General features: G+C 72.3%; 20 protein-coding genes. 6 read left to right on the plus strand and 14 right to left on the minus strand.

What is annotated here, in order from left to right; genetic code table 11:
* Position 1: 1 nt before the first annotated feature.
* Both GH740_RS07940 and GH740_RS07945 read left to right on the plus strand, forming a co-directional pair.
* Positions 2-889 (plus strand): hypothetical protein, encoded by an 888-nt coding sequence (locus GH740_RS07940; protein WP_153745594.1) that lies wholly within the window; start codon positions 2-4, stop codon positions 887-889.
* Positions 882-2,540: an HlyD family efflux transporter periplasmic adaptor subunit gene (locus GH740_RS07945; protein ID WP_153745595.1), complete on the plus strand. Its 1,659-nt coding sequence runs from the start codon at positions 882-884 to the stop codon at positions 2,538-2,540. The genes GH740_RS07940 and GH740_RS07945 overlap by 8 nt, the downstream gene beginning before the upstream one ends.
* Positions 2,541-2,577: 37 nt before the next feature.
* On the opposite strand, the gene GH740_RS07950 is transcribed toward GH740_RS07945, so the two are convergent.
* The 12 genes from GH740_RS07950 to GH740_RS08005 form a co-directional block, all read right to left on the minus strand.
* Positions 2,578-3,255: a regulatory protein RecX gene (locus tag GH740_RS07950; RefSeq protein ID WP_153745596.1), complete on the minus strand. Its 678-nt coding sequence runs from the start codon at positions 3,253-3,255 to the stop codon at positions 2,578-2,580.
* A gap of 2 nt (positions 3,256-3,257) precedes the next feature.
* Positions 3,258-4,310, minus strand: coding sequence for a recombinase RecA (gene recA, locus GH740_RS07955; RefSeq protein WP_153745597.1), 1,053 nt, complete (start codon positions 4,308-4,310; stop codon positions 3,258-3,260).
* Between the two features lie 227 nt (positions 4,311-4,537).
* A complete protein-coding gene (locus tag GH740_RS07960; RefSeq protein WP_367641102.1) occupies positions 4,538-4,762 on the minus strand; it encodes a DUF3046 domain-containing protein in 225 nt (74 codons plus the stop codon).
* Between the two features lie 3 nt (positions 4,763-4,765).
* On the minus strand, positions 4,766-5,074 hold the full coding sequence (locus tag GH740_RS07965; RefSeq protein WP_153745598.1) for a helix-turn-helix domain-containing protein: 309 nt from the start codon (positions 5,072-5,074) through the stop codon (positions 4,766-4,768).
* 156 nt (positions 5,075-5,230) lie between these two features.
* On the minus strand, positions 5,231-5,716 hold the full coding sequence (locus GH740_RS07970; protein ID WP_367641105.1) for a CinA family protein: 486 nt from the start codon (positions 5,714-5,716) through the stop codon (positions 5,231-5,233).
* Positions 5,713-6,279: a CDP-diacylglycerol--glycerol-3-phosphate 3-phosphatidyltransferase gene (gene pgsA, locus GH740_RS07975; protein WP_367641107.1), complete on the minus strand. Its 567-nt coding sequence runs from the start codon at positions 6,277-6,279 to the stop codon at positions 5,713-5,715. The genes GH740_RS07970 and pgsA overlap by 4 nt, the downstream gene beginning before the upstream one ends.
* Before the next feature lie 18 nt (positions 6,280-6,297).
* A complete protein-coding gene (locus tag GH740_RS07980) occupies positions 6,298-8,973 on the minus strand; it encodes a DNA translocase FtsK (protein ID WP_153745599.1) in 2,676 nt (891 codons plus the stop codon).
* Positions 8,974-9,084: 111 nt separating this feature from the next.
* Positions 9,085-10,764: a ribonuclease J gene (locus tag GH740_RS07985; protein ID WP_153745600.1), complete on the minus strand. Its 1,680-nt coding sequence runs from the start codon at positions 10,762-10,764 to the stop codon at positions 9,085-9,087.
* The gene (gene dapA / locus GH740_RS07990) at positions 10,761-11,738 is read right to left on the minus strand and encodes a 4-hydroxy-tetrahydrodipicolinate synthase (RefSeq protein ID WP_153745601.1); all 978 of its coding nucleotides are present in this window, start codon (positions 11,736-11,738) and stop codon (positions 10,761-10,763) included. Before dapA ends, GH740_RS07985 begins: the two co-directional genes overlap by 4 nt.
* A 60-nt stretch (positions 11,739-11,798) precedes the next feature.
* Entirely contained in the window at positions 11,799-12,569 is a 771-nt protein-coding gene (locus GH740_RS07995) for an SDR family oxidoreductase (protein WP_153745602.1), read from the minus strand.
* Positions 12,570-12,608: 39 nt separating this feature from the next.
* Positions 12,609-13,106: a dihydrofolate reductase gene (locus GH740_RS08000; protein ID WP_153745603.1), complete on the minus strand. Its 498-nt coding sequence runs from the start codon at positions 13,104-13,106 to the stop codon at positions 12,609-12,611.
* A 1-nt stretch (position 13,107) separates the two neighbouring features.
* Positions 13,108-13,911, minus strand: a complete 804-nt coding sequence (locus GH740_RS08005) for a thymidylate synthase (RefSeq protein ID WP_367641111.1) — start codon at positions 13,909-13,911, stop codon at positions 13,108-13,110.
* A 71-nt stretch (positions 13,912-13,982) separates the two neighbouring features.
* Between GH740_RS08005 and GH740_RS08010 the strand changes: the two genes are divergently transcribed.
* The 4 genes from GH740_RS08010 to GH740_RS08025 all read left to right on the plus strand — a co-directional run bounded on the left by GH740_RS08010 (position 13,983) and on the right by GH740_RS08025 (position 16,449).
* On the plus strand, positions 13,983-14,417 hold the full coding sequence (locus GH740_RS08010; RefSeq protein ID WP_153745604.1) for a thioredoxin family protein: 435 nt from the start codon (positions 13,983-13,985) through the stop codon (positions 14,415-14,417).
* A complete protein-coding gene (locus GH740_RS08015) occupies positions 14,410-14,892 on the plus strand; it encodes a DUF4395 domain-containing protein (protein WP_367641115.1) in 483 nt (160 codons plus the stop codon). Before GH740_RS08010 ends, GH740_RS08015 begins: the two co-directional genes overlap by 8 nt.
* Positions 14,893-15,077: 185 nt before the next feature.
* The gene (locus GH740_RS08020) at positions 15,078-15,503 is read left to right on the plus strand and encodes an OsmC family peroxiredoxin (protein WP_153745605.1); all 426 of its coding nucleotides are present in this window, start codon (positions 15,078-15,080) and stop codon (positions 15,501-15,503) included.
* Entirely contained in the window at positions 15,496-16,449 is a 954-nt protein-coding gene (locus GH740_RS08025; RefSeq protein ID WP_153745606.1) for a TIGR01777 family oxidoreductase, read from the plus strand. The genes GH740_RS08020 and GH740_RS08025 overlap by 8 nt, the downstream gene beginning before the upstream one ends.
* On the opposite strand, the gene GH740_RS08030 is transcribed toward GH740_RS08025, so the two are convergent.
* Positions 16,407-16,859, minus strand: a complete 453-nt coding sequence (locus GH740_RS08030) for a hypothetical protein (protein ID WP_153745607.1) — start codon at positions 16,857-16,859, stop codon at positions 16,407-16,409. The two genes, GH740_RS08025 and GH740_RS08030, sit on opposite strands and share 43 nt — an antisense overlap.
* Entirely contained in the window at positions 16,856-17,617 is a 762-nt protein-coding gene (gene dapB, locus GH740_RS08035) for a 4-hydroxy-tetrahydrodipicolinate reductase (protein ID WP_153745608.1), read from the minus strand. Before dapB ends, GH740_RS08030 begins: the two co-directional genes overlap by 4 nt.
* Between the last annotated feature and the right edge of the window lie 38 nt (positions 17,618-17,655).

Genomic DNA, 17,655 nt, shown 5'->3' on the forward strand with positions numbered 1-17,655 from the left:
GATGCGACTCACACCTCGCTCTCGAGCTCTCCCCCGCCGCCGCCCCGGTATTGCCGCCCTGATCGTCGGCGGGGTCGTCGCGGCGGCCGCCCTCGCCGGCTGCTCGGCGATCGCCTCGCCGGCGACGGCGCCGAGCCCCGCGGCATCCGCTCCCTCGCGAGGGATCGGCGTGGGACGCGGCGGCGTGTCCGGCGTCATCGCGTCCGCCCAGCCCGGCCTGCTGCAGGTGCAGGGCGGCGGCATCCAGACCGCGGTGTCGTACACCGCGAAGACCCGGATCCGGCGCACGCAGAAGGCGGGCGCCGGGAGCATCGCGGTGGGCGACTGCATAGTAGCGGTGACCGCACACGGCGCAGCCGCGGCGACATCCGTCACCGTGGACGCGGCGTCGGGGTCCGGCGTCTGCCCGACCGGCTTCGGCGCCGGGCGGGGCGCCGGAGGCGGCGCGTTCCCGCGCCCGCCGCGCGCCCCGGGCGGGGCGACCCCGCGCCCGCGGCCGTCCATCGGGCCGGGACGGGCGGTGTTCGGCCGGCTCACGGTGGGGAAGGTCACCGCCGCAACCGCCGGTGCCATCACCGTCGCCACCACGACGCGCGGCGGCTCCACGACCACGCAGTCCGTCGGCCTCGACGCGAAGACCGTCGTCACGGTGACGGTGGATGTCACCGCCGCAGCGATCGCCGACGGCCTGTGCGTGCGCGCCACCGGCGCGGCCGACACGGCGGGCGGGTTCGCCGCGACGGCGCTGACGCTCTCGGATCCCGCAGCAGACGGCACGTGCACGCAGGGCGGGGGCGGGTTCGGCAGCCGCGGGTTCGGTGGAAGACCCGGCACGGGTCCGACCCCGCCGCTGACCGGCAGCGGCGCGGGAAGCACGAGCGATGACTGATCCCGGCGCCGGCTGCACCCGCGCCCGACGATCCCGGGTGGCCGCGCTCCTCGCAACACGGCGGCGCAGGATCGTGGCGGTCGTCGTGATCGCCGGGGTGATCGCCGCGGGCGGCGGCACCGCCGTGTATGCCGCGACACGTGATTCCGGCACGCGCTACCGCACCGCCGGCGTGCAGTACGGCGACGTGACGCAGACGCTGTCGCTGACCGGGCAGGTGGCCTCCTCCGACAGCGTGGACGCGGCGTTCCAGGTCGCCGGCACCGTGCAGAAGGTGCTGGTGAGGCTCGGCGAGAAGGTCAGTGCGGGGCAGACGCTCGCGACGCTCGATCCGACCGCGCTGACCGCCGCAGTCGGCGCGGCGCACGCCGCCGCCGCCGACGCGCAGCAGCGGCTCGCCGACGACCTCGCCGCACAGAGCACGGGAGCGGCGGTGCCTCTGACCGCGGGTCGGGTGGGATCGTCACGGACAGGGGGCGACGGCGCGCGGTCGGGTGGGACGGCGGCAGCCTCCGTCGCCGGGGCACAGTCCGTCATGCTGGGGCGGTATCGCACGGCGGCCGCAGCGGCGCAGGCGTCCGCCGCTGCGGTCGCGACCGCGCAGACCGCTTGTGCGCCGTTGCTCGGCGCCCCGGCCCCGTCCGCCGGCGCGACACCGACGCCTGCTCCGGTTCCGCCGCTCTCCCCTGATCCGACGCCGACGCCGACGCCCGGCACGACCGGGGGCGTGCAACTCCTGCTGACCGACTGCCAGGCCGCGGTGTCACGCGTGCTCCAGCTGCAGACGGCGACGGCGTCCGCGCAGGCGGATCTGGACCGCGCGGCCATCGCGCTGAACGCGGCGGTCGCCGCCCTGCAGCGGGCGACGCCGGCGGCCGGCTCCTCGTCCGCCGGCACGGGATCACGCCCCACTGCCCCACCCGTGTCACGCGGGGCGGTCACGGCCGCGCAGATCCTGTCCGACCAGGCACAGATCGACAGCGCCCAGGCGCACCTGGCGGTGCAGCGGCAGGACCTCGACTTCGCGACGCTGACGAGCCCGCTGGCCGGCACCGTCGTCGCGATCGGGCTGGCCGCAGGGGCAGCGGTACCGGCGGGCTCGACCGGGGCGGCGGTGACGGTGCAGGGTGCCGGCGGCTACACGGTGACGGCCACGGTCCCGCTCGCACAGATCTCGCACGTGGCCGCCGGGCAGAAGGCGTCGGTGAGGCTCTCCGCCTTCGCAGCGACCTACCCGGGCGCCGTGACGTCGATCGGGGTGCTGAACGTGTCGCAGACGTCCACCCCCGCGTATCGGGTCACGCTCACCCTCGACACCGGTGGCGCCGCCCCACGCATCGGCGCCACGGCCCACGCGACGGTGACAGTGGCGACCGCCGCGCACGTGCTCACGGTGCCGACATCGGCGGTAGCCGTGTCCGGCACGCGCGCGTCGGTGCTCCTCTTCGACAACGGACGGGTGCGGCGCACGCCGGTCACGATCGGCGCCGTGGGCACGGACAGTGTCGAGATCAGGACGGGCCTGAGCGCCGGCCAGCGGGTCGTGCTCGCCGACCTGGACGCACAGATCCCGGCCGCCTCGACGGGCCTGCGCGGCACGCTCGGCGGACTGGGCACAGCGGCGCGCCTGAGGCGGACGCTCGGCCGGTAGCGGCACTCTTCGCACCCGCTCCGCGCGCCGCCCGCAGTCAGCCCAGCTCGTCGAGGGCGCGCCGTGCCGCGTCCAGCGCCGCCGCGCCGTAGCCGCGTCTCGCGAGCTGTCCGGCGAGCCGGCGCAGGGCCACGTCACGCTCGAGGCCGCGCATCGACCGGGCCTTCTGCCGCGCGAACTCCAGCGCACGTTCCGCGTCGTCGTCGGGCAGCTCGGCGAGGGCGAGGTCGATCACGTCGCGGCGCAGGCCCCGCTTCGCGAGGGTCTGCGCGATGACGGCACGGCCCTGGCCCTTGCGCTGAACCGCGCTGTGCACGAGCTGCTCGGCGAGGGCACGATCGTCGAGGTATCCGCGACGCTCGAAGGCGTGCAGGACAGCGGCGACGACATCGGCGTCGAGGCTGTGCGCGGCGAGAACCACCCGCCCCTCGGACACCGACAGCTGCCGGGTGCGCAGCTTGCGGGTCAGGCTGCGCTCGGCGGCCTCGCGCTCGCTCCGGGCGGCGTCGTCGAGGGCGTCCTCATCCAGGGCGTCGTCGTCGGGCTCATCCCAGACGGTGTGCCAGGTCGGTGTGTCGCGGGATGCCGCGGACGGTGCCGCCGTCGGGCGCTCGGCGCCCGCGGCGTCCCCTCGTTCGGTCGCGGGGGCGGGGCCGCCGAACAGCGGGATCACGGGGGCGAGCCCGTTCTGCTCGCCCCCGTCGTCCGGCGTCATGATCAGGCCGGCCGGCGCTGCGCCAGCTCGTCGTCGGCCGGGGCCGCAACGGTCTTCGGCACGCCGATGCCGAGCTTGGTCTTGATCTTGGTCTCGATCTCGGCGGCGACATCCGCGTTCTTGATCAGGAAGTTGCGGGCGTTCTCCTTGCCCTGACCGAGCTGCTCGCCTTCGTACGTGTACCAGGCGCCCGACTTCTTGACGATGCCGTGCTCGACACCGAAGTCGATGAGGCTGCCTTCGCGCGAGATGCCGACCCCGTAGAGGATGTCGAACTCGGCCTGCTTGAACGGCGGCGCCATCTTGTTCTTGACGACCTTGACCCGGGTGCGGTTGCCGACCGCCTCGGACCCGTCCTTCAGCGTCTCGATGCGGCGGATGTCCAGGCGGACGGACGCGTAGAACTTCAGCGCCTTGCCGCCGGCCGTGGTCTCCGGCGAGCCGAAGAAGACGCCGATCTTCTCCCGCAGCTGGTTGATGAAGATAGCGGTGGTCTTGGTCTGGCTGAGACCGCCGGTGAGCTTGCGCAGCGCCTGCGACATCAGGCGCGCCTGCAGACCCACATGCGAGTCTCCCATCTCACCCTCGATCTCGGCCCGCGGCACGAGCGCCGCCACCGAGTCGATCACAACGAGGTCGATGGCGCCGGAGCGGATCAGCATATCGGCGATCTCCAGCGCCTGCTCGCCGGTGTCCGGCTGCGACACGAGCAGCTGGTCGATGTCGACGCCGAGCTTCTGGGCGTAGTCCGGGTCGAGCGCGTGCTCCGCGTCCACGAACGCGGCGATGCCGCCGGCGCGCTGCGCGTTGGCGATGGCGTGCAGGGTCAGCGTCGTCTTTCCCGACGACTCCGGACCGTAGATCTCGATGATGCGGCCGCGCGGCAGCCCGCCGACGCCGAGGGCCACGTCGAGCGCGATGGAGCCGGTGGGAATGACCTCGACCGGTGCCCGCTCGTCGCTGCCGAGCCGCATCACCGATCCCTTTCCGAACTGGCGGTCGATCTGGGCGAGGGCCGACTCCAGGGCCTTCTCGCGGTTCTCCGTGCTGGGCATACCGTGCTCCTTCGATGCGTGGTCCGTCGCCTGTAGGCTGTCGCGCTCCGACCCGGCTGGGACGGATGCTGCGACAAGGCGGAGGTGTCGTTCGACGTCGCTCACAGTACGAGCCGGCTCCGACATCCGTCGGCACCGGGACCCGTTCTGTGGATGGACAGCCTCCCGACCCCTGCTGTGCAGGAGCCTACGCGCACCTCGAACAGACCTTCGACGACACGCCGCTGTCAGCGGCGGCGCGGCTCCAGCCGTCCGGCACCGTGGCGGTGGGCTTCCGGAACGTCCGTCTCCATGCACAGCGCCAGCCACACGTCCCGCGGCGCGACGCCATCCTCCAGCGCCTGCGCGGCGGTGCGATCGCCGACGCCCGGCAGCACCAGGTCGGAAACGAGAACCGCGCCGCGGCTGCCGAATTCGGCGGCCACGGCGCGGTGGAACTCGCTGCGTCGCACGCGTCAGCGCAGCGACAGCTCGGTGCCGACCTCTGCCACGAGGTCGTCGGGGACGACATCGGGGAAGGTCGGCAGCCCCTCGAGGACGGAGATGCGGTCGCCGACCTCGCGCATGATCGTCGAGATGGGGACGTCCAGCGCGTCGGCCACGGAGGCGAGGATCTCGCTCGAGGCCTCCTTCTGCCCGCGCTCGACTTCGCTGAGGTAGCCGAGAGCGACGCTCGCGCGTCCGGCGACCTGACGGAGGGTGTGCCCCTTCTGCTGACGGAAGTCGCGAAGAACTTCGCCGATCTCTTGTCGAACCAGGATCATTTCGGGCCCCTCCTCACGCGCTTCCCTCGTTGTCCGGGTGCACAAGAGTACAACACCCGTGCTGGTCACACTAATCCCGAGCGCTGAGGAATCCTTGGGAATCGCCGACCGCAACCCAACCGATACCCGGGGCAGGCGCGCCCGGCGAACCGGGGCTCACAGCGCGTCGATCGCGGCCTGCAGTGCCCGCCGGACGGTGGCGCGGCGGATCGTCTCGCGATCGCCGTCAAGGGCCAGCGAAACGACGCTGACACCGTCCGGGGTGGACACGCCGATGTGCACGGTCCCCACGGCCTGGCCGTCGGCGGGGTCCGGTCCGGCGACTCCGGTGGTCGACAGACCCACGTCCGTGCGGACGTCGGCGTGCGCGGTGACGGTGCGGATGCCGACGGCCATCTGCCGGGCGACGTCGGGGTGCACCGGCCCGTGCGCGGCCAGCAGCGCTGCGTCCACGCCGAGGATGGTGTGCTTGAGGTCCGTGGCGTACGCGACCACCGCACCGCGCAGGAACGCGGAGGCGCCGGGGACGTCGACGAGGGATGCCGCGACCAGGCCGCCGGTCAACGACTCCGCCACCGCGATGGTCCAGCGGCGCTCGGCGAGGCGGGCGAGCAGGTCGGCGGCCTCGGGCAGCGCCGTCACGAGCGCGCCCTCCGGCGCCCGCGCGCCTCGCTGACCGCGTAGTCCACGCCGCTGGCGAGTGTCAGGATCACCGCGATCGCCATGGTCGTGCCGTTCAGCCACCAGACCCACGTGCCGACGAGCGGCGCCAGCGGCAGCAGCGCGAGCGTCAGCGCGACCGCCTGCGCCACGGTCTTCAGCTTGCCCATCCAGGCGGCCGCGAGCACGTGGTCGCCGACCACGGCGAACCGGTAGGCGGTGATGCCGATCTCGCGGACCAGCACGACGATGGTGACCCACCACGGCAGCTCGCCCAGGATCGACAGGCCGACGAACGCGCACCCGGTGAGGGCCTTGTCGGCGATCGGATCGAGGATCTTGCCGAGATCGGTCACGATCCCGTTGCGTCGTGCCAGAGCCCCGTCGATGCCGTCCGTCGCTATCGCGGCGGCGAACAGCACGGCGGCCCACCAGCGCAGCGGCGTGGCGGCGCCGGCGTCCGCCAGCAGCATCCAGAGGAACACGGGTGCGCACACTATCCGGACGACCGTGATGGCGTTCGGCAGCTGACGGGGAACTGTCACGCTCTCAGTATTCCAGCGTCATTCGCGACCGGTGAGGCCCCAGGCATCCTCGTCGCCGTCATCCTCCACCATCGGGTGGCCGTCGAACTGGCGTTCGACCGGGTCGCCGGCGTACGGCTGCGGCGGCTCGGCGGAGGGGGCGGGCGCGGGCGGCTCGTCCCCGCGCAGCTGCGCGAGGACCTCGGGCAGCTGGTCCGGGGTGACCAGGACGTCGCGGGCCTTAGACCCCTCGGACGGGCCGACGATCTCCCGCGACTCGAGCAGGTCCATCAGGCGTCCGGCCTTCGCGAATCCCACCCGCAGCTTGCGCTGCAGCATCGAGGTCGACCCGAACTGCGTGGACACTATCTGCTCGGCGGCCGCCAGCAGCAGCTCGAGGTCGTCTCCGATGTCCGCGTCGACCTCCTTGCGGTGCACTATCGCCTGTACATCGGGCCGGTAGTCCGGGCGCGCCTGGGCGGTGACGTGCTTGACGACCTTCTCGATCTCGGCCTCGCTGACCCAGGCGCCCTGCACGCGCAGCGTCTTGGACGCGCCCATCGGCAGGAACAGCGCATCACCCTGCCCGATCAGCCGGTCGGCGCCGGGCTGGTCGAGAATGACGCGGGAGTCGGTGACGCTGGTCACCGCGAACGCGAGCCGTGACGGCACGTTGGCTTTGATCAGGCCGGTCACCACGTCCACGGACGGACGCTGGGTGGCCAGGACCAGATGGATGCCGCTGGCCCGCGCCAGCTGGGTGATCCGCACAATCGAGTCCTCGACGTCGCGGGGGGCCACCATCATCAGGTCGGCCAGTTCGTCGACGACCACGAGCAGGTACGGGTAGGGCTTGAGAACCCGCTCGCTGCCCGGCGGCAGGTGGATCTCGTCGGCGCGGACGGCCTTGTTGAAGTCGTCGATGTGACGGAACCCGAACGACGCGAGGTCGTCGTACCGCATGTCCATCTCCTTGACGACCCACTGCAGCGCCTCGGCGGCCTTCTTCGGGTTCGTGATGATGGGCGTGATCAGGTGCGGCACGCCGGCGTAGCTGGTCAGCTCGACCCGCTTCGGGTCGACGAGCACCATCCGCACCTCGCTGGGCTTGGCGCGCATCAGCAGGCTCGTGATCATCGAGTTCACGAAGCTCGACTTGCCCGAGCCGGTGGAGCCCGCCACCAGCAGGTGCGGCATCTTGGCGAGGTTCGCGACGACGTAGCCGCCACCGACGTCCTTGCCGACGCCGATCGTCATCGGGTGCTTGGAGCCCTGGGCGGCATTCGAGCGCAGCACGTCGCCGAGCGTGACGATCTCGCGGTCGGCGTTGGGGATCTCGACGCCGATGGCGCTCTTGCCGGGGATCGGGGCGAGGATCCGGACCTCGTTGGATGCCACGGCGTAGGCGATGTTGTTGGTCAGGGCGGTGATCCGCTCCACCTTCACGCCCGGGCCGAGCTCGATCTCGTACTGGGTGACGGTCGGTCCGCGCGAGAAGCCGGTGACCCGAGCGTCGACCTTGAACTGCTGCAGCACGCCGGTGACAGCCGCCACGACCTTGTCGTTGGCCTCGGAGCGCGTCTTGCCGGGCTCGCCGGCGGCCAGCGCCTGCACCGGGGGCAGCCGGTACGGCGCGGAGGGCAGGTGCTCGCCGGTGCCGCCGCCGATGCCGGTGAGCCCGGGCAGCGTGCCGTCGTCGACGGGTCCGGTGTCGTCATCGGTGAGACCGGTCGCGGATCCGGCCACCTGCCGCTGCGCACCGGCGAGCACGGCCGGGTCGATCACCTCGGTGAGGGCCTCGGCGGGCGGCTCGGGCGCCGTCGACGCTATCGCCTGCTCGAACCCGCCGTGGTCCTCTCCCAGGCCGAGCAGGTCGGTGAGGTCGTCCGTGCCGGCGGCACCGCCGGGGTCCTTCTCGCGACCGGTCTTGTTGCGCCGCCACCAGGGCAGCCGGTCGTCGTCGTCCTCGCCGGATGCCGGGAGCACGGCGGTCTTGCCGGTGGCCTGGTCCGCGTCCGCGGCGCGCTCGGCCCCGAACATCCACGCGTAGAGGTCGCCGAGGCGCCGGCCGATGCGGTTCGGCGGGGTGCGCGTGATGATGAGCACGCTGAGCACCGCCAGGCCCGTCAGGACGAGCGTCGCCGGGAACACCGTGAGGTGGCTCAGCGGTTCGCCGACCATCCAGCCGAAAAGGCCGCCGGCGGCGCTGAGCGCCGGCAGTCCGTCGCTCGGGGCGGGGCGGCCGCCGTACACGTGGCAGAACCCGGCAACCACCACGATGAGGAGGGCGAAGCCGATGCCGATGCGGCCGTTGTCGTTGACGGAGGAGGGGTGGCGGAACAGCCATCCCGCCAGCAGCACCAGCAGGACCGGGAGGATGAACGCGGTGCGGCCGACCAGGCCGCCGACGGAGTAGGCGCTGATGTTCGGCGAGGCGGGCGACCCGATCAGGAACCACTCCACTATCGCGCCGGCGACCGCCAGCAGGACGACCAGGAACGGGAATCCGTCGCGGCGCTGGTCCTTCTCGAGGGTCTCCGGGCCGAATGCGCGGAAGAGCCCCCCGACCACGTGCGCGAGCCCCAGCCAGGCGCGGACGGCCACCGGCGGCTTCTCCGGTTCGCCGACGTAGCGCCGCGGGGCGGGGGCTGGCCGACGCGCACGCGCAGACGAGCCCTTCGCGGACGACCGGCTGCTCGTGGTGCTCTTGGCCATTGCCCTACGGTACCTCGCGGGCCCGACGCCGGGCCGGAACGACGCGGGGCTGCGCCTCGATACCGTGCTCGAGATCGAGGCTAAGCCTCGATACCGTGCTTGAGATCGAGGCTAAGCCTCGATCACCAGCGGCACTATCATCGGGCGGCGGCGCAGCGACTGGTTCACCCAGCGGCCGATGGTGCGCCGCACGACCTGCGACAGCGCGCGGTTGTCGTGCACGCCCGAGCGGGCGGCCTCGGCGAGGGCCGCGGCGATCTTCGGCTTGACGTCCTCGAACACGGCGTCGTCCTCCGCGAACCCGCGGGCGTGCACCTCGGGGCCGGAGATGATTCGGCCGGTCGCCGAGTCCACGACGACGATGACGGAGATGAACCCCTCCTCGCCGAGGATGCGGCGGTCCTTCAGGTCGGCGTCCGTGATCTCGCCGACGGTGGATCCGTCCACGTACACGAAGCCGAGGTCGAGCTGGCCCACCACGCGCGCCACGCCGTCGCGCAGGTCGACGACGGTGCCGTTCTCGCCGCGGATCGCCCGGTCGGCCGGCACGCCGGTGTCGATGGCGAGCTGCGCGTTCGCGAAGAGGTGCCGGTGCTCGCCGTGGATCGGCAGCACGTTGCGGGGCTTCACGATGTTGTAGCAGTAAAGGAGTTCGCCGGCCGCCGCGTGCCCGGACACGTGCACCTTCGCGTTTCCCTTGTGCACCACGGTCGCGCCGAGCTTGATGAGCCCGTCGATCACCCGGTACACCGCGTTCTCGTTGCCGGGGATGAGGCTGGATGCCAGGATCACCGTGTCGCCGGGCCCCGGCTCGATCGCATGATCGAGGTTCGCCATCCGGGACAGCACCGCCATCGGCTCGCCCTGCGACCCCGTCGACATGTAGACGATCTGGTCGTCCGGCAGGTCCTTGGCCTTCTTGTAGTCGATGAGCACGCCCTCGGGCACCTGCAGGTAGCCGAGCTGCTCGGCGATCGTCATGTTGCGCACCATGCTGCGGCCGAGGAACGCCAGCCGGCGACCGTGCGCGGCCGCGGCGTCCAGCACCTGCTGCACGCGGTGCACGTGACTGGAGAAGCTTGCGACGATCACCCGGCGGGGCGCCTTGCCGATCACCTGGTCGAGCACCGGGCCGATCGACCGCTCCAGCGGGGTGAAGCCGGGGACGTCCGCGTTCGTGGAGTCGACCATGAAGAGGTCGACGCCCTCTTCGCCGAGCCGCGCGAAAGCGCGCAGGTCGGTGAGGCGCCCGTCCAGCGGCAGCTGGTCCATCTTGAAGTCACCGGTGGCCAGCACGAGACCCGCAGGGGTGCGGATCGCGACCGCCAGCGCGTCGGGGATCGAGTGGTTCACCGCGACGAACTCGAGCTCGAACGGCCCCACCTGCTCCCGGCCGCCCTCGCGGACGGTCATCGTGAACGGCTTGATCCGGTGCTCCTTGAGCTTGGCCTCCACAAGCGCCAGGGTCAGCCCGGATCCGATCAGCGGGATGTCGGGCTTGTGCTTGAGCAGGTACGGCACCGCACCGATGTGGTCCTCGTGGCCGTGCGTGAGGACTATCGCCTCGACGTCGTCCAGCCGATGCCGGATCGGCTCGAAGTCGGGCAGGATCAGGTCGACGCCGGGCTGATTCTCCTCCGGGAACAGCACGCCGCAGTCCACGACCAGCAGACGCCCGCCGAACTCGAACACCGTCATGTTTCGGCCGACCTCGCCGAGCCCGCCGAGGGGGATGACGCGGAGCGCGCCGGGTTCCAGTGCCGGCGGCGCGATGACGGCGTCGGTGCTCATCGGGTGGTCCCCGAGACCTTAGGCAGGGCGCCGCCGGCGGCGGCGTTGCGGTCGGGGCGGAAGTTGGAGAAGTCCACGCCCTCCACGTCGGTGACCAGGGCCAGCTCGTCCTCGATGATCGCGGCCTCCCATTCCTCGGGGCCGACCAGCGGCAGGCGGACGCGGGGGCTGGAGATCCGGCCGAGCCCGTGCAGGATGTACTTCGCCGACACGGTGCCGGGCACGTGGGTCATCACGGCGCGCACGAGCGGCTCGAGTCGGCGGTGCGCGGCGGTCGCGGCCGTCAGGTCGCCGCGGTTCACGGCATCCACCATCGTCCGGTAGGGCTGGGCGGCGATGTTCGCGGTCACCCCGACCAGACCGGTCGCGCCGATGGCGAGGTGGGCCAGCACGTTCGCGTCGTCGCCGGAGAAGTACATCAGGTCGGTCTGGTTGAGCACCCGGGAGACCTCGCTGAAGTTCCCCTTCGCGTCCTTGACGGCCAAGATGTTGGGGTGCTTGGCCAGGCGCAGGATCGTCTCGTACGCGATCGGGACACCCGTGCGGCCCGGGATGTCGTACAGGATCACGGGCAGGTCAGTCGAGTCGGCGATCAGCCGGAAGTGGGTGAGGATGCCTGCCTGCGTCGGCTTGTTGTAGTACGGCGTGACGATCATGATGCCGTCGGCGCCGGCCTTCTCGCTGGCGCGGTACAGCTCGATGGCGTGCGCGGTCTCGTTCGATCCGCCGCCGGTGATGATCTTCGCCCGGCCGGCCGCGACATCCTTGCCCACCTCGACCAGGCGGATCTTCTCCGGGTCGGTCAGGGTGCTGGTCTCGCCGGTGGTGCCGGTGACGACGATGCCGTCGGCGCCCGCCGTGACGACGTCGTCCATATGCTTCTCGACCGCGGGCCAGTCGACTTCCCCGTCCGCCGTCATCGGCGTGACGAGGGCCACCAGTACCTGTCCGAAGGGGTTACCCGGGTGCGTCATCCTCTCAGGGTATCGGTTCCCGACCGGCACCCACCGCCGATGTCGCCGCCGGCGGGCGCCTCAGCGACCGGCCGGGCGGCCCCGCCGGCCCAGGCGCGCGGTGAGCCGATCCGGCAGCAGCGGCAGCAGCCACGCCATCAGCCGGTACCGCAGCGACGGGATCGACACCGCGCGGCCCCGGGCGAGGCCCCGCAGCGAGACCCGGACGACGGTCGCGGCATCCAGCCACATCCACCCCGGGATCGCCTCCTGCCCCGGCGGCAGCCCCATCCGCTCGTGGAACCGGGTGTGCACGAACCCCGGGCACACCGCGGTCACGGTGACGCCGCGCGGCCGGTACGTCACGTTCGCCCACCGGCTGAACGACACCAGCCACCCCTTCGCGGCGCCGTACGTGCCGCGCGGCAGGAACGCGGCGATCGAGGCGACGTTGAGGATGCGGCCGTGCCCGCGGGCGAGCATGGTGCCGAGGGCGGCGTGCATGAGCCGCAGCGGCACCTCGTCGTGCAGCCGCAGGTGACGCACTTCGGTCTCGACATCGTTGCGCTCGAACGCCAGCGGCATCCCGAACCCGGCGTTGTTGACGAGGACCTCGACGGGGCGGCCGGCATCCGCGAGCCGGGCGACGACGACGGCGAGCGCATCCGGGTCCAGCAGATCCGCGACGAGAACCTCAGCACCCTGGCCGCGGGCGCGCACCGCGGCGGCGACGTCGTCGAGGGCGGCGCGGTCGCGGCCCACCAGGACGGTGTCGGCGCCGGCCGCGGCCAACTGCCGCGCATACTCCGCGCCCAGCCCGGACCCCGCTCCCGTGATCAGCGCCGTCACCATGCTGGACACGCTATCGCGCGGCGCGTGCGCCGCGGGCGCTCAGCGCTCCAGCCGCAAAAACCGGTAGCGGACGCCGGTGCGGGACGTGTGCCAGCCGGTGTCCGGGTCGGATGCCACGGTCTGCCAGCCGTCGACATCCGGCGCGGTCGTGTCGCCGGCGACGTCGATGTCGAGCTCGGTGACCTCGAGGCGGTCCGCGCGTCTCATCGTCTCGCGGAAGATCTGTCCGCCGCCGATCACCCACGTCCACTCGGTCTGGGCGTCGGCCGCGAGGGCGAGGGCCTCGTCGAGGGATGCCGCGCGCTCAGCGCCGGCTTCGGCCCAGTCGTCGTTGCGGGTGACGACGATATTGCGCCGGCCGGGGAGGGGACGGAACCGGTCCGGGAAGGAGTCCCAGGTCCGCCGGCCCATCACGACCGGGGTGCCCATCGTGAGCTGCTTGAAGTGCGCCATGTCCTCGGGGACGTGCCACGGCATTCCCCCGTCGGCGCCGATGATGCCGCCGGAGGCCTGCGCCCAGATGAGTCCGATGCGCATGTCAGACGGCGACGGCGCCGCGGATCGTGGGGTGATGCTGGTAGTCCTCGAGAACGAAGTCGTCGTACTCGTAGTCGAAGATCGACGCCGGCGTGCGGGCCATCCGCAGCGTCGGGTACGGGTACGGGTCGCGGCTCAGCTGCTCGCGCACCTGCTCCCGGTGGTTGTCATAGATGTGGCAGTCGCCGCCGGTCCAGACGAACTCTCCGGGCTGAAGTCCCGTCTGCTGCGCGACCATGAGCGTGAGCAGCGCGTAGGAGGCGATGTTGAACGGGACGCCGAGGAAAAGGTCGGCACTGCGCTGGTACAGCTGGCACGAGAGCCGGCCGTCGGCGACGTAGAACTGGAACAGCGCGTGGCACGGCGCGAGCGCCATCTGCGGGATGTCGGCGGGGTTCCACGCCGACACGATGAGCCGCCGCGAGTCGGGGGTGTCGCGGATCTGCGCGATCACCTGCGCTATCTGGTCGATGCTTTCGCCGTTCGGGGACGGCCACGACCGCCACTGCACGCCGTACACGGGACCGAGCTCGCCCGCGGCATCCGCCCACTCATCCCAGATGGTGACGCCGCGCTCCTGCAGCCAGCGCACGTTCGACTCGCCGCGCAGGAACCACAGCAGCTCCAGGGCCAGCGAGCGGAAGTGGACGCGCTTGGTCGTGATCAGCGGAAACGACGCGGCCAGGTCGAACCGGATCTGGCGGCCGAACGCGCTGGTGGTGCCCGTCCCGGTGCGGTCGCTCTTGTGCGTGCCGTGCTCCAGCACGTCGCGCAGCAGGTCCTCATAGGGCGTGGGGATGCTCACACCGTCACGATACCGTCGACATACTCCGTCATCTCGACCCGCGCCGGGCGCGGCGCCGCTACCGTGGCTGAATGCCCGCCTGGATCGCCGTGCTCGCCGTCACCGGCCTCATCGCGGTGACGCTCGCGGCCGGGTGGGCGCTGCACCGCCGGGACGGGCGCGCCCGCACGGTGGACGCGGATGCCGCGGAGCCGACGCTCGTGGATTCGCAGCTGCGGGGCGCGAACGCCACGCTCGTGCAGTTCAGCACCCAGTTCTGCACGCGGTGCCCGCACGTGCGCCGGATGTTGGGCGCCATCGCGGATGCGACGGACGGCGTGGCGTTCGCCGAGATCGACCTCACCCACCGGCCGGACCTGGCCCGGCGCCTGCACATCCTGCAGACGCCGACCGTGTTCGTGCTCGACGGTGACGCGTACGTGCGCACCCGTTTCACCGGCGCACCCACACCCCGCGCGGTCACGGCCGCGCTCGACCGTGTGATCGGAGATCCCGCCCGTGTCTGACATCCCTGGCATCGACCCGCGCGGCCCGCGGTTCGGCGCGACGATCACCTCGGTGCTGCTGCTCGTGACGGTGGGCCTGGGCCTGACCGCGCTGCCGGGAGCGACGCTGTCGGCGCGCGTGACCGATCCGGCGTTCCTGCTGCTCGCGGCGGTGGCGCTCCTGTTCCTGTGGGGCGTCGCGTCGCCGCGCACGGCGCCGTGGGGCGTGCTGTACCGGCGGCTCGTGCAGCCGCGGCTGAGCCGGCCCGACGAGCTCGAGGACCCGCGCCCGCCGCGGTTCGCGCAGGGCGTGGGCCTGTTCGTCAGCGTGGTGGGGCTCGTGCTGCAGGTGGCCGGTGTGCCGTGGGCGCTGCCGATCGCGGCGGCCGCCGCGTTCGTCGCCGCGTTCCTCAACGCGGCGTTCGGCTTCTGCCTGGGCTGCCAGATGTATCTGCTCCTGCAGCGCGCCGGTGTGATCGGCCGCGCGACCGCGTAGGCGCCGCGGCGTCTCGCTGCACCTCACTTCGCGGTCCCGACATGCCGCATCCCCGCGCCGAAGCGACACCACGGGACGGCGAGTTCCGGCAGTGGCGGCAGCCGCGGGCCAGCGCCCGCGACGTCGGCCCCGCCGAGGGGCGAGGATGCCGATTAGGCTGAGCGGACACCGACGAGGGAGCAGATATGAGCGTCACGAGTGAAGCCACCGCCCAGTGGAAGGGAACACTTTTCGAGGGATCCGGGCAGGTGAGCCTCACGAGCTCCGGCCAGGGGCCGTACCCGGTGAACTGGAAGGCGCGCAGCGAGGGGTCCGACTCGGTGACCACCCCCGAGGAGCTCATCGCCGCCGCGCACGCCGCCTGCTACTGCATGGCGTTCTCGAACGCCCTGACGCAGAACGGCACCCCGCCGCAGAGCCTGGAGGCATCGGCATCCGTCACCTTCACGCCGGGCACCGGGATCACCGGAAGTCACCTGAACGTGTCGGCCGTGGTCCCGGGCATCGAGGAGGAGGACTTCGACCGCATCGCCGAGGAGGCGAAGGCCGGATGCCCCGTCTCGAAGGCGCTGGCCGGGATCGAGATCACCCTCGAGGCGTCGCTTGCCTGATGCCCCGTCGAGACCCCGCCGCGTCGTCGTGGCGGGGGCTTCCGGCCTCATCGGGCGTCACCTCGCGGCGTCCCTCCGAGCCGACGGCGTCACGGTCACCCGGCTCGTGCGCCACCCGGCACAGGAGCCGGACGAGGTCGAGTGGCTCACGGACGACCGGCCGCTGGATCCCGCCGTCCTGGACGGTGCCGACGCCGTCGTGGGGCTGAACGGCGCGAGCATCGGGCGGATGCCGTGGACCCGGCGTTACCGCAGCACGCTGCTGTGGTCGCGGATCACGCCCACCCGCACGCTGGCCGACGCCATCCGGCGGCTCGGCGAGCGCGCCCCGGCGTTCCTGAGCGCCTCGGCCGTCGGCTACTACGGCACCGCCCCAGGCCGGCGGCTGACCGAGCAGTCTCCCCGCGGCGACACGTTCCTGGCCGACCTGTGCGGCGAGTGGGAGCGCGCGGCACGCCGCGCCGGCGACCGCGCACGCGTCGTGCATCTGCGCACGGCGCCGGTGGTGCATCCGCGGGGCGTTCTCGCGCCGATGATGCTGCTCACGCGGCTGGGGCTGGCGGGGCCCATCGGGGGCGGCACGCAGGTGTGGCCGTGGATCTCGCTGGAGGACGAGGTGCGCGCTATCCGGCACGTGATGGATGCCGACATCGACGGCCCGGTGAACCTGGCCGGCCCGGCCCGGGCGACCGCGAACGACCTCGGCTTCGCGCTCGCGGTGCGGATGAACCGTCCGTACCTGCTGCGAGCTCCGCGGTGGGCGCTGCGGCTCGCACTCGGCGCCGACGCCGCGGACGCGGTGCTGCTCGCGGACGCCCACGTGGTGCCCCGCGTGCTGGAATCCCACGGTTTCGCGTTCCGGCATCCGAGTGTCGAGGCGGCGATCACCGCCGCGGTGCCGGGTCACGACCGGGAGCGGTCTCCGGCTTCGAGCCGCAGCGACTGACGGACGGCGCTACGCGCGCGCCGGCGGTCGCCGGCGGCGTCGTACGCGAGACCCAGCCGGTACCACGCCCGCCAGTCGTCCGGATGCTCCTGCACGTCGGCGCGGTAGCGGGGGAACACGGTGTCGGCGTCCCCGCGGACCACCCGTCCGCTGGGGTGGACGGCGACGTCGTCGTCGGGCAGGCCCCCCTCGGACTCGAGGCGCTTACCCACGCGTTCGGCGCGGACCCCGAACCAGATCTCCCGGCCCACGGCCCATGCCGCCACGAGCGGGATGACGATCAGCGCCGCCCCCATCGCTATCGCGACGGCCCGGCCGCTCGTCAGCAGAAGCCACGCCCACTGGGCGATCACCACGATGTACAGCACGAGGACGGCCGCGATAAGGGCGACCGAGACGCGCGTCTTCATGCCGACGGCGCCGTGCCGGGCGAGCGGATCCCGATGTCGAGGAAGCTGTCCAGGCCGACGACCACGCCCCGGGCGCCCACGGCGTGCCGCAGTGCGAGCCGGATGCCGGGGGCGTACGCGGCGGCGGCCTCGACGGTGTCGTGCACGATCGAGAGGGACTCGCCGGCGCCGGACAGGATGACCTCCTGCCGCGCGACGACTCCCGGTCGGCGCAGCGAGTGCACCGGCACGGACGCCACCTGCTGCCCGCGGGCCCGCTGGTCCACGTGCGGGGCGAGGACAGGACCCTGCGCGGTGCGCGCGGCGGCGATCATCTCCGCGGTGTGCACGGCCGTGCCGCTGGGCGAATCCACTTTGCTGTCGCGGTGGGCCTCGACGATCTCGACGGACGGGAAGAACGGCGCGGCGGCCGCGGCCAGGGCGGAACCGATCACCGATCCCAGCGAGAAGTTCGGGATGAAGACGGCGCCGGTGCCGGCGGCATCCACGAGCGGGCGGACCAGCGCTATCCGCTCGGACGACCAGCCGGACGTGCCGACGAGGATGTTGATGCCGCGTTCCACCGTCGCGCGCACGACGTCCACCGACACGGCCGGGGTGGAGGCATCCACGACCAGATCGGCGCCGTCGATGAGCGCTATGTCGTCGCGGGAAGACAGGGTGGCATGGACGACGTAGTCGGGTTCGGCCTCGACGACGGACGTGATGACACCGCCGAGCTTGCCGGTGCCGCCCACGATCGCCACACGTGTCGTCATGCGTCAAGCCTACGGCGCGCACCGTCGACCGCGGTGCA

This window comes from Microbacterium sp. SYP-A9085, from assembly GCF_009649635.1.
Classification (GTDB): Bacteria; Actinomycetota; Actinomycetes; order Actinomycetales; family Microbacteriaceae; genus Microbacterium.